At 70.1% G+C, this 11974-nt stretch carries 18 protein-coding genes; 6 read left to right on the forward strand and 12 right to left on the reverse strand.

What is annotated here, in order from left to right; translation table 11 throughout:
- Positions 1-132: 132 nt before the first annotated feature.
- From ACFV4F_RS15265 to ACFV4F_RS15290, 6 genes are read right to left on the reverse strand one after another with little or no spacing between them, the layout of a single operon-like run.
- A complete protein-coding gene (locus tag ACFV4F_RS15265) occupies positions 133-366 on the reverse strand; it encodes a DUF397 domain-containing protein (protein ID WP_380502695.1) in 234 nt (77 codons plus the stop codon).
- Positions 366-575: a DUF397 domain-containing protein gene (locus tag ACFV4F_RS15270; protein ID WP_380502698.1), complete on the reverse strand. Its 210-nt coding sequence runs from the start codon at positions 573-575 to the stop codon at positions 366-368. Before ACFV4F_RS15270 ends, ACFV4F_RS15265 begins: the two co-directional genes overlap by 1 nt.
- Positions 576-598: 23 nt before the next feature.
- Positions 599-832, reverse strand: coding sequence for a DUF397 domain-containing protein (locus ACFV4F_RS15275; RefSeq protein WP_380502701.1), 234 nt, complete (start codon positions 830-832; stop codon positions 599-601).
- On the reverse strand, positions 825-1040 hold the full coding sequence (locus tag ACFV4F_RS15280) for a DUF397 domain-containing protein (protein ID WP_380502704.1): 216 nt from the start codon (positions 1038-1040) through the stop codon (positions 825-827). Before ACFV4F_RS15280 ends, ACFV4F_RS15275 begins: the two co-directional genes overlap by 8 nt.
- A gap of 23 nt (positions 1041-1063) precedes the next feature.
- Entirely contained in the window at positions 1064-1273 is a 210-nt protein-coding gene (locus ACFV4F_RS15285; protein WP_380502707.1) for a DUF397 domain-containing protein, read from the reverse strand.
- Between the two features lie 3 nt (positions 1274-1276).
- The gene (locus ACFV4F_RS15290) at positions 1277-2101 is read right to left on the reverse strand and encodes a helix-turn-helix domain-containing protein (protein WP_380502710.1); all 825 of its coding nucleotides are present in this window, start codon (positions 2099-2101) and stop codon (positions 1277-1279) included.
- A 106-nt stretch (positions 2102-2207) separates the two neighbouring features.
- Here ACFV4F_RS15290 and ACFV4F_RS15295 point away from each other — a divergent pair, with 106 nt between their 5' ends.
- Genes ACFV4F_RS15295 through ACFV4F_RS15305 form a run of 3 tightly spaced genes read left to right on the forward strand, consistent with a single transcriptional unit; the run spans position 2208 to position 2994 of the window.
- Positions 2208-2573, forward strand: a complete 366-nt coding sequence (locus tag ACFV4F_RS15295) for a hypothetical protein (protein WP_380502713.1) — start codon at positions 2208-2210, stop codon at positions 2571-2573.
- Positions 2570-2746, forward strand: coding sequence for a hypothetical protein (locus ACFV4F_RS15300; RefSeq protein WP_380502716.1), 177 nt, complete (start codon positions 2570-2572; stop codon positions 2744-2746). Before ACFV4F_RS15295 ends, ACFV4F_RS15300 begins: the two co-directional genes overlap by 4 nt.
- The gene (locus ACFV4F_RS15305) at positions 2743-2994 is read left to right on the forward strand and encodes a hypothetical protein (RefSeq protein ID WP_380502719.1); all 252 of its coding nucleotides are present in this window, start codon (positions 2743-2745) and stop codon (positions 2992-2994) included. Before ACFV4F_RS15300 ends, ACFV4F_RS15305 begins: the two co-directional genes overlap by 4 nt.
- 31 nt (positions 2995-3025) lie before the next feature.
- Here the strand turns inward: ACFV4F_RS15305 and ACFV4F_RS15310 are convergent, their stop codons facing one another.
- The gene (locus tag ACFV4F_RS15310; protein WP_380502721.1) at positions 3026-3679 is read right to left on the reverse strand and encodes a hypothetical protein; all 654 of its coding nucleotides are present in this window, start codon (positions 3677-3679) and stop codon (positions 3026-3028) included.
- A 319-nt stretch (positions 3680-3998) separates the two neighbouring features.
- On the opposite strand from ACFV4F_RS15310, the gene ACFV4F_RS15315 reads away from it, so the two are divergent.
- Entirely contained in the window at positions 3999-5255 is a 1257-nt protein-coding gene (locus ACFV4F_RS15315; protein WP_380502724.1) for a hypothetical protein, read from the forward strand.
- Between the two features lie 66 nt (positions 5256-5321).
- Here ACFV4F_RS15315 and ACFV4F_RS15320 read toward each other — a convergent pair whose 3' ends face one another.
- Complete coding sequence (locus ACFV4F_RS15320; protein ID WP_380502727.1) at positions 5322-5699, reverse strand: hypothetical protein; 378 nt, start codon at positions 5697-5699, stop codon at positions 5322-5324.
- A 72-nt stretch (positions 5700-5771) separates the two neighbouring features.
- Here ACFV4F_RS15320 and sigJ point away from each other — a divergent pair, with 72 nt between their 5' ends.
- Positions 5772-6653 (forward strand): RNA polymerase sigma factor SigJ, encoded by an 882-nt coding sequence (sigJ, locus tag ACFV4F_RS15325; protein ID WP_380502730.1) that lies wholly within the window; start codon positions 5772-5774, stop codon positions 6651-6653.
- A gap of 3 nt (positions 6654-6656) precedes the next feature.
- On the opposite strand, the gene ACFV4F_RS15330 is transcribed toward sigJ, so the two are convergent.
- A complete protein-coding gene (locus ACFV4F_RS15330; protein WP_380502733.1) occupies positions 6657-8681 on the reverse strand; it encodes a transglycosylase domain-containing protein in 2025 nt (674 codons plus the stop codon).
- Between the two features lie 217 nt (positions 8682-8898).
- Between ACFV4F_RS15330 and ACFV4F_RS15335 the strand changes: the two genes are divergently transcribed.
- A complete protein-coding gene (locus ACFV4F_RS15335) occupies positions 8899-10008 on the forward strand; it encodes a hypothetical protein (protein WP_380444034.1) in 1110 nt (369 codons plus the stop codon).
- A gap of 80 nt (positions 10009-10088) precedes the next feature.
- Here the strand turns inward: ACFV4F_RS15335 and ACFV4F_RS15340 are convergent, their stop codons facing one another.
- The 3 genes from ACFV4F_RS15340 to ACFV4F_RS15350 all read right to left on the reverse strand — a co-directional run bounded on the left by ACFV4F_RS15340 (position 10089) and on the right by ACFV4F_RS15350 (position 11788).
- Positions 10089-10346, reverse strand: coding sequence for a hypothetical protein (locus ACFV4F_RS15340; RefSeq protein WP_380502736.1), 258 nt, complete (start codon positions 10344-10346; stop codon positions 10089-10091).
- Positions 10347-10498: 152 nt separating this feature from the next.
- Complete coding sequence (locus ACFV4F_RS15345) at positions 10499-11107, reverse strand: trypsin-like serine peptidase (protein ID WP_380502739.1); 609 nt, start codon at positions 11105-11107, stop codon at positions 10499-10501.
- 48 nt (positions 11108-11155) lie between these two features.
- A complete protein-coding gene (locus ACFV4F_RS15350; protein ID WP_380502742.1) occupies positions 11156-11788 on the reverse strand; it encodes a hypothetical protein in 633 nt (210 codons plus the stop codon).
- Positions 11789-11974 lie beyond the last annotated feature (186 nt).

Raw genomic sequence — 11974 nt, forward strand, 5'->3', positions numbered from 1 at the left:
TGTTTTCTGGGGGGGTTGGTGTTTTTTTATCGCGCTTGTGGGTGCACCCCGGGGGGGGGGGGGGGGGGTGTGTTGGGGGGGGGGGGGGGGGGGGGGCCCGCCCCCCCCGCCCCCCCCACCCCCGGACAAGCGTCAGATGGAGCCGAACTCACCGGCGGCAGTCGCGGCGACGAAGGATCGCCAGGCGTCGGCGGGGAAGACAAGGGCAGGCCCGTTCGGGTCCTTCGAGTCGCGAACAGGCACGAGGCCAGGGAACTCGGGGGCCACCTCCACACAGTTCCCGCCGTTGCCGCTGTAGCGGCTCTTCACCCACCGAGCACCGGCCAGGTCAAAGGTCGCCGTCGAAGCTCCCTTCAGGACTCGCATCAGATCTCGCCAAACTCGCCGGCGGCAGTCGCGGCGACGAAGGATCGCCAGGCGTCGGAGGGGAAGACGAGGACAGGACCTTCGGAATCCTTCGAGTCGCGCACCGGCATCACGCCCGGGAAGCCGGGAGCCACCTCGACACAGTTGCCACCGTTCTGGCTGTATGGGCTCTTCACCCACCACGCCCCGGCCAAGTCAGGGATCACCATCGAAGCTCCTTCCAGATCTCACATCAGATCTCACTGAATTCGCCAGTGACGGTCGCAGCGACGAACGAGCGCCACACTTCGGTAGGGAAGACGAGCACGGGCCCTTCCAGGTCCTTCGAATCGCGGACGGGAACAACATCAGGGAGGTCGGGCGAGACCTCGATGCAGTTCCCGCCGTTGCTGCTGTAGCTACTCTTCACCCACCGAGCCCCAGCCAGGCCAAAGGTCGCCGTCGAAGCCCCTTCCATGTCACGCATCCATGCCACCGAACTCACCAGTGACGGTCGCGGCCACGAACGAGCGCCACGCTTCGGCGAGGAAGACGAGGACAGGCCCGTCAGGGTCCTTCGAGTCGCGGACCGGCATGACACCGGGCGATCCGGGAGCCACCTCAACACAGCTGCCACCGTTGCCGCTGTAGCGGCTCTTCACCCACTGGGTACCGGTGAGGCCGAAGGCCGTCATCGAAGCTCCTTCCAGAGTGCGCGTCAGATATCGCCGAACTCTCCGCCAGCCGTCGCGGCGACGAAGGACTGCCATGCATCAGCAGGGAAGACGAGAGCGGGCCCGTTCGGGTCCTTCGAGTCGCGAACAGGAACGACGTTGGGGAAGTCGGGCGAGACCTCGACGCAGGAGCCGCCGTTATCCGAGTGCGACGACTTGAACCAGGTAGCGCGGGACAGGTCTGGGCGAGTCATGGGTCAAAGTTCCTTTCGGGCCTTGTGGATCAGATCGAGGGTCGCGGTTCTGGTCAACGCCTCTACCTGCAACCGATCGTAGGCCCTTTCCCAGGTTCTGACAGTCCCGTCTTCCCGGACGACGTACCCCTGATCCGCAGATTCCGTATAGCCGACCACAGAACGGTCGGCGAAGGTCAACAACGTGACGAACGCACGGAACGGGGCGTGCTCAGCCAGGCTGAACGGGGCCACCTGGAAGATCACGTAAGGCTTGGACGCGATCTCAGCCAGGTGATCGAGCTGGGCGCGCATGGTCGCAACGCCTCCCACTGGGCGACGAAGGCCACTCTCGTCTATCACTGCGTGGACGATCGGCGACTCTGGACGCTTGAGAAGCCGCTGCCGTGCGACGAGGAACCTCATTCGCTCCTCAGCCTGGTCCTGCGTGCTGCTTCCTCGTTGCACCGAAGCCGATTCCCTCGCCGAAGCGTAGGCCTTGGTCTGGAAGAGCCCAGGAATGAGGTTCGGTTCGAAGATCCTGATCTCCGACGCACGTGCCTCCTGCGCAGCATGCTCCGGGAAACCTTCCAGGAAGCCCTTCCTCCTCATCCCGACCCACATCAACTCCAGTGTCTGGCCGGTCCCGAGCGCCTGGTCGGCCGCCCTGACGAAGTCGCGGCTGGTGGATTTGCGGCCCGTTTCCACGGCCGAGATGTAGCTGTCCGAGTACCCCATGGCTTCCGCCAGGTCTTCCTGGGTCCAGCCGATCGCCTCGCGTGAGCTGCGAAGTAGCGCACCGAAGGCTTCGCGAGGGGATGACGTCGGGTCAAGATCCTTGCGGTTCACGGGTCACGCTCAATTCCACTTGATACGCAGACAAGTTGAACGGTTCCCGAGCTTAGACGACAGTGGGCGCTGCCGGTAGTCGTTCCACTACGGAGAGGAGCGGACCTTGAACGGCCGCACGCCCCCACACACCCTTCACACCCCCCGAGTTGAGGCCCCCGAGCGCCTCCAGGCGGTGATCTACCTGGCCAAGATCGGCCCCGCCTTCCCCGAGCTCGAAATGCGCAGCTGCGAGGAGTACGCCCTCGCCTTCAACTGGGGCGTCTGCCTCACCGTCATCGACGACAACCTCAACGCGCCCCCGGACTCCCGGCCGCAGCTCCAGATCGCCCTCCAGCGCATCCGCTCCGCCCGATCCGGCGCGCTGCTCGTCCCCAGCAGGGCCACGATCTCTCCGATCGACGGCGAGTTCCACGAGTTCTCCCGGCAGGTGGAGAAGGCCGGCGGCTTCGTCCAGGTCTCCCGCCGGTGACCGCCCGCCGCTTCACGATCATCCGCGCCGCCAACTCCGCCTACCCGACCTGGGTCATCTACAGCCACCGCACCCGCCGCCTCGTCCGCGCCCTCCCGCCCCGGCCCGAGCCGCTCCGCTTCTACTCCTACGACCGGGCCCTGACCTGGGTGCACAGAAACGAAACCCCGTGAGCGACACCTACGAGATCCGCCTCATCGACTCCCGCAGCCCCCACTTCCTCCTCCTCGAGTGCTGGGGCATCTGGGACCACACCCGCCGCGACTACCTCCGCGTCCCCGGCTCCTCCGAACGGATCCGGCGCTTCTACACCCGCGCCTCCGCCGAGGCCTTCCGCCGGCACGCACAGCCGAGTGACTGCCAGACGCAGTCGACCGGCCCGCGGGCTGCTCAAGGTAGAGACAGTCGCCACGAGCAATGACGCACAGCGCCCGCGCCCGGCAGCTTCAAGATCACGAGTCCCATTGATCGCAGTACTCGATGTGCAGCTCGCGTGCGTTTCCCAGCACCCCGTCGAGACTGTGGAGTTCGGTACAGAAGTGACGGTCGCTCGGGTGAGCCCGGATGTAACCGGGTCCCTCGCCGGCAACTTCGAGGAAGTGACCGGCGGTCTCCCTGAACACCTTCGCACTGCCGGTCATGAACAGCGTCTCGGCGTGGAGGTGCTGGTGGAAGAGGTCCCGGTTCTCCCGGTGGTGGCGTGCCTCGTAGTCGATCGCCGCATCGTCCGGAAGTCCGGCCCAGGGCAGGTCCACGGTCTGTGGACGGCCGGAGCCGAGCCGGCCGCGCACCTGCTTCCAGCGGGAGGGGGCGAACTGGAGTGAATGGTGCAGCAACACGAGATCGACCTGGAACCCGGCCTGGTCCGGCACCTCACGTGCCGGTGGGCGGTTGGTACGCATCGGCACGTGGATCAAGGAGCGCGGCGAGCGGGCTGCGAGCATCCACAGCGCGGCGATCCTCCGCGCGGCATCCTGATCCACGTAGGCGTCCCAGCACCGGTCACGATCGACGAGTACCGCGCGCAGCAGTGGCTGGGCTGGGCGGATGACCCTGAACTCATCACGCCCCAACCGCGCCCGGTGGATCACGACCTGCAGCTTCATCTACTCTCCGCCATAGGGTGGATGGCACACGTCTGAGCACCGGATCGGATGTGTCCTCACATCCAACCGGCACGGAGCGTGGCATCGTGAGCCGCACCCCGGTCGACCATCACGGTCACAACGCTAGCGACACCTCCGTTACGAACCTCCCCCCGGCCCCTCGGCAGTCACAGCGGTCGACCTGGGCAACCGTCGGTCATAGTTCAACGTCCGACAGCTGCCTGCCAGTTCAACTCCTTCACCCACACCACTCCAGCCTCGACAGGCACCGATCGAAGTGTTCTGATGATCGAACTGTCGATCTATTCTCGGAGGTACGGTGCGGGTCTCTCGCGGCACGGCCGGTCTGCTGGCGGTGGGGGTCCTAGCGGCTCTCGCCCTGGCTGCGGGAGGGCCCGACTCCCAGAGCAGACCCACCGCCGCCGGCACGACCCCCGCCGAGACCCCCGCCCCGATCCCGGCCGCCGAGAGCCCGTCCCCATCTCCCTCCCCAACTCCGACCTGGGACGGGCAGGTCAAGGTGCTCGGCGACGGCTCGACCTCCTACACCGGTCCCCAGCCCAAGCAGCCCACCCCCGAGAAGCTCAAACCCGGCGAGAAGCCCCCGCAGTTCGTCGTCTTCTCCTGGGACGGCGCCCTCGAAGGCGACGAGCACCTCTTCTCCCGCTTCCGCGAGCTCGGCGCCGCCAACAACGCCCAGATGACCTACTTCCTCACCGGCATCTACACCCTCCCCAAATCCAAACGCACCCTCTATCAGCCGCCCCAGCACGACCCCGGCTCCGCCTCCATCGACTTCGCCACCGACGCCCACGTCAAGGACACCCTCGAACAGCTACGCCTCGCCTGGCTGGACGGGAACGAGATCGGCACCCACTTCAACGGGCACTTCTGCGGCCCGAACGGCGGCGGCGACTGGACCTCCGACGAGTGGAAGAGCGAGCTCGACCAGGCCGTCTCCTTCGTCGCCAACTGGAAGACCAACACCGGCTACAAAGACCTCCCGCCCCTCCCCTTCGACTACACCAAGGAGTTGGTCGGCGGTCGCGCCCCCTGCCTGGAGGGCCAGCGGAACCTCCTCGTGGCCGAGAAGGCCAGCGGGTTCCGCTACGACGCCAGCTCCAAGGGCGAGTTCCAGGTCTGGCCGATCAAGAAGGAGGGCATCTGGAACTTCCCACTTCAGTTGCTGCCGTTCCCTGCGAGGTCCTCGCAGGGCCTCTCCATGGACTACAACTTCCTCGCCGGCCAGTCCGGGGACAGCACCAAGGGCGACCCGGCCAAGTACCCGGCCTGGGAGAAGGAGGCCCGGGACAGCTACCTCGCCGGGTTCGAGCGCGTCTACAACGGGAGCCGGGCCCCGCTCTTCATCGGGAACCACTTCGAGACCTGGAACGGCGGCATCTACATGCAGGCCGTCGAGGACGTGATCAAGAGCGTGTGCAAACGCGACGGCGTCCGCTGCGTCTCCTTCCGCCAGGTCGCCGACTGGCTCGACGCCCAGGACCCGAAGGTCCTGGACAGGCTCCGCCAGCTCGACCCCGGACAACCGGCCGACTGGTCCCGCTTCGTGAAGTGACCACCCCCACGGGCGCGCTGCGCGAGAAGTCGGACTCATCGACTTCTCGCGTGCCCAGGCATTCGCTCACCGCCGCGCCAGCGCCAGCACGCTGAGCCCGAACATCGCCACGCCCAACGGCAAGTGGACCGACGGCACGTGCGCGACGCCGAGCACGACCTGGACGGACGCGAGGACCAGGAAGCCCGACGCCTCCCAGACCGGCCGCACCGGGCCACCGCCCGGCTTCCACGCCAGCACCGCCGCCAGCACGTACAGCATCGACGCCCCGTACATCACGCGGGCGCCGACACTGTGCAGCGTCTCCCCGTAGGACGCGGTCAGCAGCAGCCCGGCGGAGGCGGCCTGCAGGAAGATCGTCAGGGTCTGGAGCGCGATCGCGATCCGCACGAACGGGAATGCGCGCGGCACGGGAGTCGCCTGCGTCGCCTGAGTCGTCGCCATGTCTCGGTCCTCTCTTCAGTAAGGTCTCACGAACACGACGACACAGGCCCGGGAAAGGTAAGGCCGAAGACCATGGGATCGGCACAGGACGGCATAGCCGGCGAGCGGCGCCAACTGCTCAACATCGCCTACCGCTTGCTCGGCTCCCTCGCCGAGTCCGAGGACGCCGTCCAGGAGGCGTACGCCCGCTGGTACGCGCTGCCGGGCGGCCGGCGCGACGAGATCGTGTCCCCCGGCGCGTGGCTGACGACCGTGACCGGCCGCATCTGCCTGGACGTGCTCGGCTCGGCGCGGGCCCGTCGTGAGCGGTACGTCGGCGCCTGGCTGCCGGAGCCGCTGCCCGACCGTCCCCAGCGCGAAAACGGCCAGGAGAGCCTCGCCGACCAGATCGTCCTCGACGAGTCGGTGGCCATGGCCTTCCTCGTCGTCCTGGAGTCGATGACGCCCGCCGAGCGGGTGGCGTTCGTCCTGCACGACGTCTTCCGCTACCCCTTCGCCGAGATCGCCGCCGTCCTCGGCCGCACCCCCGCGGCCTGCAAGCAACTGGCGGCCTCCGCCCGACGGCGGGTGGGCACCACTCCCGCCCCCGCAACGGCCACCGGGCAGGCCGACACCGTACGGCGCCTCAAGAAGGCCTGGGAGAACAAGGACGTCGCGGCCCTCGTCGCCGTGCTCGACCCCGCCGCCGTGATGACCGCCGACGGCGGCGGGCTGGTCGGCACCGTCCTGCGCCCGGTCGAGGGCGGCGCGCTGATCGCCCAGTACATGCTCGCCATCGCCGACAAGGCGCCGGGCATGGAGCTCCTGGAGCGGTCGGTCAACGGCGCGGCCGGCCTGGTGGCCCGGCGCGACGGCGTCGTCATGACGGTGGCGTCGTTCGACGTCGCCGACGGCCGGGTCACCCGGATCTGGGCGGTCCGCAACCCGGAGAAGCTCGGGCCCTGGGGTCTGTAGGCCCTACCCGGCCGCCTTCATGAACGACGTCCAGATCCGCGCCGGCAGCTCGGAGTCCAGGGTGTCCGGGGCAGCCCCGCCGAGGCCCTCCAGAGAGAGCAGCTTCATGTCCTTCAGGTCCGCCCGGAACACCGTCACGGCCGTCGCGACCCGCCCGTTGTAGCCGACGAACCACCCCGCCGTACGGTCCACGGTGGTACCGGGCTTCGCCGCCACGTCCGGTCCGGCTTCCGCGGCCGCCTGCGCGCTGCCGCCACGAACCGCGCCCTTCAAGGCCGCGTCGACCTCCCCCGCCGCAGCCGCGCTCAGCGCCTGGACGGCCGTCGGCAGCCGCAGCGCGAGCACCTCCCCGTTGCGGGTGATCCGCAGCACCGAGTAGGGGTCGGTGCGGCTGCCTTTCGCCCCGAAGGCGGCGTACGCGTCGGCGGCCCTGATCGCGCTCGGCGTGGAGTTGCCGACACCGAAGGCCGGCACGAGCTCGCCCATGCTGCCCGGGAGGAGGCCCAGGTCCGTGGCGGTCTGCTGCACCCGGTCCAGGCCGACGTCCATGGCGAGCTGCGCCATCGGCCCGTTGACGGACTGCTCGATCGCGCTCCGCAGGCTCACCGGGCCCCAGCTGCGTCCGCCGTCGTTGGCGGTCTTGGCGGTCTTCCCGTCGCGCCCCCAGTACGGCCCCTCCGGGGTCATGACGTTCACCCCGTGGTCGCCGTTGTAGAGGGTGGCCGGCGTCACCGGCGAGCGGCTGCCGCCGCGCTGGCGCTGCACGCCCTGGCCGAGCCCCGCCGCGTACACCAGCGGGGTGAAGGCCGAACCCATGGGCACCGACGAGGCGTTGGCGTTGTCGTACCCCTGCTTCAGGTAGTCCGGGCCGCCGTACAGCGCGACCATCCGCCCGTCCGGGGCCACCGACGCGGCGCCGACCTTCAGCAGCTTGTCGGCCTCGCGGGCGTTCGGGTCGATGCCCTTCGTGGCCTCCTGCACGGCCGCCGCCAGCGCGGTGACCCGCGGCTTCTCGAAGGTGGTGAAGATCTGGTGGCCGCCGAGGTCGAACTGCGCCGGGGTGATGTCGCTGTGGCCCTCGACGTAGGCCCTGGCCATGTCCACCAGGTAGCCGACCTGGCCGCTCAGCCCCGCCGCCTTCGGCTGGGGCCTCGGTTCGGGGAACTCCGTGTAGCCGGCGCGCTCGGCGACGGACAGCTTTCCGGCCTTCACCATCCGGTCCAGGATCCAGGACCACCGGTCCTCGGCGCGCTCGCGGTTCTCCTCGCCGAGCGCCGGATCGAACTGCCCGGCCCCCTTCAACAAGGCCGCCAGGAAGGCCCCTTCGCTCGGGTTCAGCTGCGAGACGTCCTTGCCGTAGTACGCGGCGGCGGCCCGTTCGATGCCGTAGCTGCCGCGCCCGAACCAGCTGGTGTTCAGGTAGCCGGCCAGGATGTCCCGCTTGCTCATCCGCTGGTCGAGCTTGATCGCGATGACGGCCTCGCGGAGCTTGCGGGACATGGCCTGGCGCTGGTTCAGGTAGCTGTTCTTGACGTACTGCTGGGTGATGGTCGAGCCGCCCTGGGTGTCGCCGCCGGTGGCCATCGAGACGACCGCCCGGCCGATGCCCGAGAGCGAGATCCCCGGATCCGAGTAGAAGGTCTCGTTCTCCGCGGACAGCACGGCCCACTGCACCGGCTCCGGCACCCGGTCGAGCGGCACCTCCTGGCGGTTGGTCTCGCCGATCCTGGCCATCTCGGTGCCGTCCGCCCAGTAGTAGACGTTGTTCTGCTGGGTGGCGAAGGCGTTGAGGTCCTCGGGCACCTCGGTGGTCGCGTAGAGCCAGGCCGCCAGCGCCGTGACCGTCACCGCTCCGGCACCGGTGAGCAGGAGCAGCTGCCGCCAGGACGGCAGCCAGCGGCGGATCCCGCGCCGGCCCCGGCGCGGGTAGTCGAGCCGCCGTAGCGGGTGCCGTCGTCGGCGCCCCGTCTGGTCCTCGTCGCCCCCGCCGTTGCCCCCGCCCTTGCCCCCGACCCTGTGTAAACGCACAGCCCGGTCTCCGATCTGTCGGTGGATGCAGTCCCCGTCAAAGGGGTAGACGCCTGCGGGACCGCGCCAGGACGCCACCAAATCGGTGTGATCATGTTCATACCGCACACGACCGCTCGCGTTGAACCACCGCCGAGCCACCGCCGTACCCGGCGCCGAACCGCCACCGTCGGCGCCCCGCGCCGCGCCTGACCTGGACGACCGCCAGAATGACCCCATGAGGTTGATCCACACCGTGGCCGGCGTGCTCGTGCTCCTGCTCGTCATCGGCAGCATCCTGCGCACGCTCGTCGTACCCCGCGGCCTGTACTCGGCGCTCGTCTTCCGGCTCTGGGCCGCACTCCGGCTGCTGCTGCGCGTCTGGGCCGCGCCCTTCGGCACCTACCGGGCGCAGGACCGGGCACTGACCTGGCTCGCGCCGCTCGTGCTGCTGGGCATGCTCGGGGTGTGGCTCAGCGGGATGCTGCTCGCGTACACGCTGCTGCTGCACGGCACGTCGGAGCTCGACTGGTCGGTCTCGTTCCGCGAGGCCGGATCCAGCCTCTTCACACTCGGCTTCGCCAGCGGCGACCGCCTGCACCTGTCCGTGATCGACTTCATGGCCGCCTCCAGCGGCCCGCTCGTCATCGCGCTGCAGATCGCCTACCTGCCCACCCTCTACGCCGCCTACCAGCGGCGCGAGACCGAGGTGACGCTGCTCCAGTCCCGGGCCGGCGAGCCCGCGTGGGGCCCGGAGCTGCTGGCCCGGCAGTCCCTCGTCGACACCGAGACGGCCCTGCCGCAGCTCTACCGGGACTGGGAGCGGCTGGCCGCCGACATCGGCGAGAGCCACTCCAACTACCCCGTGCTGCTCTCCTTCCGCTCCCCGCAGCCCAACCGCAGCTGGGTCGTCGGCCTGATCGCCGTCATGGACGCCGCCGCCCTCCACCTCGCCCTGTGCCCGCGCTCCGCCCCGCCCGAGGCCCGCCTGGTGATCCGCGCCGGCTTCACCGCGATGCGCGACATCGCGCGCGCCCTGCGCGTCGACTTCGACGCCGACCCGGACCCGGCCACCCCGATCCGCCTCACCTACGCCGAGTACATCGGCGCCGTCGCGATGATCACCGCCGCCGGGTTCACCCGCGAGCGGCCGGTCGAGGACGCCTGGCGCCACTTCAACGGCTGGCGCGTCAACTACGAGGCCCTCGCCTACGAACTCGCCCGGCGCAGCGACGCCGTCCCCGCCCTGTGGTCCGGCCCCCGCGACTTCCGCGCCCCCGTCATCCCCCCGACCCGCCCCGCCGACCGCCGCCCCGACCAGGCCGGGCCCGGCCTGCCCCCGGCCTGACGGCGGCCCGCCGGCTGCGTCGAGAAGGTGCCCTGCCCGGCCGGGCGGCGACGCCGGCCGGGCAGGGGCGGGGTGGGAGGTCAGGCCTGGCGGGTCTGGGCCCAGGTGTAGAGGTGGCGGGCACTGTCACCGAAGCGCGTGGCGTAGAGCGTGTTGGTCTGCCCACCCGCGAGGTCCTCGCTGGTGGTGGTGACGCCGACGACGGTGCCGACGCCGGTGCGCGTGTCGAAGCGGGCCAGGTGCGGGCCGCCGCTCGCTCCGTGGGACATGTCGCAGGACTCGCCCCACAGGAGGGGGGCCTTGGGGCCGGGGCGGGCCGGTCCGGCGCAGTGGATCATCCGGGATCCGGCGTACTTGGCGGCGGGGTTGTTGAGCCGGTCCTTCGGGTACCCGAAGGTGTGGATGAACTCCCCCTCGGCGGGCCTGGTGAACGCGATCCGCTGGGCTCCCGTGACGTCCGCGATGCGCCGCCCCTCGGCCGAGGGGTTCGCTACCAGGACTCCCGTGTCGTGGCCGGGTCGGCGTCCCAGCGGGCGGAGGTGGCCATGCTCCTGATGCTGAAGCCGCCGAGCGGCTTCGTGCCGTTGCGGTAGCCGGGCACGAAGTAGACGTTGTGCCGCCAGGTGCCGTCGGCGGCGGAGGGGCCGACGCCCCGCAGGCAGTGCGCCGCCGTGACGACGGTGCTGCGGTTGGCGCTCTCGACGACCGTCGCCGTGCAGCTGCCGTCGTAGCCGTCGGAGAAAGTGAAGAAGAGCCGCCCGACGCTCTCGTTCACCGCCCCGCCGTGCGTCCAGGTCGCCCCGGGGTCCGGCGTGTTCGGGGGAAGCGGCAGCGGATCGTCGGGCGTGTTGTCGTCCTCGGGCACGGGGGTGATCTCGGGGACCACCGCGCCCGCCAGCTTCATCCGGGCCGGGGTCCAGTAGGCGTCGATCCGGCTCCGCTCCTGGTCGGTCGTGGCTCCGGCGTGCGTCGCGATGGGCTCCGGTTCCGCGGCGTGGGCGGCGGCCGGCAGCAGGACGGCCGCCGCCGTGGCCGCGCTCAGCAGGAGGGCTCCCGCGGCGGCGAGGTTGCGGGGGAATGCTCGGTGTTCGGCTGACATCGTTGCCATTCTCGGTAGGGTCCGGTTCGTTTCGGGGGACGGTCGCGATCAGGCGACGGGTGCGGCTTCGGCGGCCCGGTACAGCGGCTCCGTGATCGCGGAGGTGAACTGCGGACCGACGAGGTGCCGGGTGCAGGAGGCGGTGCCGCGCTCGCACACCCGGCCCGAGGAGTCGAAGAAGGCGCCCTGGGTGTTGTCGCCCACGACGGTGCCGATCCCCGAGGACGGGTCGAAGTCGGCGACGCGGGGACCGCCGCTGGAGCCGCCGCCCATCACGCAAGGGGCGCCCCACTCGCCCCGGGGCTCCGGGTGCTCCTTGGTACCGGGGTACTCACGGGTCCGACCCGCGCAGTGGGCGAGCCTGGCCCCGGTGAACTCGGGCAGACCCGCGCGCGAGGGGTCGCCCGAGGCCTCGCGCGGGTAGCCGAACTGGTGGACCGACGCGTTGCCCGGCCGGTCGAAGCCGATGCGCTGTGCGGCACCGACGGCGTCCTGCACGCGCTGGCCCGCGGCGTTGCCGTTCAGGACCAGGAACGCCTGGTCGTACGCGTCGAACTTCAGGCCGTTCTGCTGGTCGTTGAGGAGCCAGGTGGCATCGGCGACCCCGGCGCGCGCGACGAACCTGCCGTACGGCGCGAGGCCGTCGTGGTAGCCCGGGACGACATCTCGTTCGACAGCCACTCGTCGTTCTCACCGAGGAGGTCGGTGCTGTTGACGCAGTGCGCCGCCGTGACGACGGTGCTGCGGTTGGCGCTGTTCACGACGGTCGCGGTGCAGCTCTCGTCCTCGCCGTGGTTGGTGAAGAAGAGCCTGCCCACCGTCCCGCTCAGGGTGGCGGCACCGGTCCACGGGGCTCCGTCGGGGCCG

The organism is Kitasatospora sp. NPDC059722 (assembly GCF_042733235.1).
GTDB lineage: Bacteria > Actinomycetota > Actinomycetes > Streptomycetales > Streptomycetaceae > Kitasatospora.

Coding starts and splice junctions, on each gene's coding strand:
- ACFV4F_RS15320 (WP_380502727.1), bottom strand. CDS start 5,699: ATGGCGACGACTCAGGCGACGCAGGCGACTCCCGTGCCGCGCGCATTC.
- ACFV4F_RS15345 (WP_380502739.1), bottom strand. CDS start 11,107: ATGTCAGCCGAACACCGAGCATTCCCCCGCAACCTCGCCGCCGCGGGA.
- ACFV4F_RS15280 (WP_380502704.1), bottom strand. CDS start 1,040: ATGACGGCCTTCGGCCTCACCGGTACCCAGTGGGTGAAGAGCCGCTAC.
- ACFV4F_RS15340 (WP_380502736.1), bottom strand. CDS start 10,346: ATGATCCACTGCGCCGGACCGGCCCGCCCCGGCCCCAAGGCCCCCCTC.
- ACFV4F_RS15310 (WP_380502721.1), bottom strand. CDS start 3,679: ATGAAGCTGCAGGTCGTGATCCACCGGGCGCGGTTGGGGCGTGATGAG.
- ACFV4F_RS15285 (WP_380502707.1), bottom strand. CDS start 1,273: ATGACTCGCCCAGACCTGTCCCGCGCTACCTGGTTCAAGTCGTCGCAC.
- sigJ (WP_380502730.1), top strand. CDS start 5,772: ATGGGATCGGCACAGGACGGCATAGCCGGCGAGCGGCGCCAACTGCTC.
- ACFV4F_RS15265 (WP_380502695.1), bottom strand. CDS start 366: ATGCGAGTCCTGAAGGGAGCTTCGACGGCGACCTTTGACCTGGCCGGT.
- ACFV4F_RS15275 (WP_380502701.1), bottom strand. CDS start 832: ATGCGTGACATGGAAGGGGCTTCGACGGCGACCTTTGGCCTGGCTGGG.
- ACFV4F_RS15270 (WP_380502698.1), bottom strand. CDS start 575: ATGGTGATCCCTGACTTGGCCGGGGCGTGGTGGGTGAAGAGCCCATAC.
- ACFV4F_RS15335 (WP_380444034.1), top strand. CDS start 8,899: ATGAGGTTGATCCACACCGTGGCCGGCGTGCTCGTGCTCCTGCTCGTC.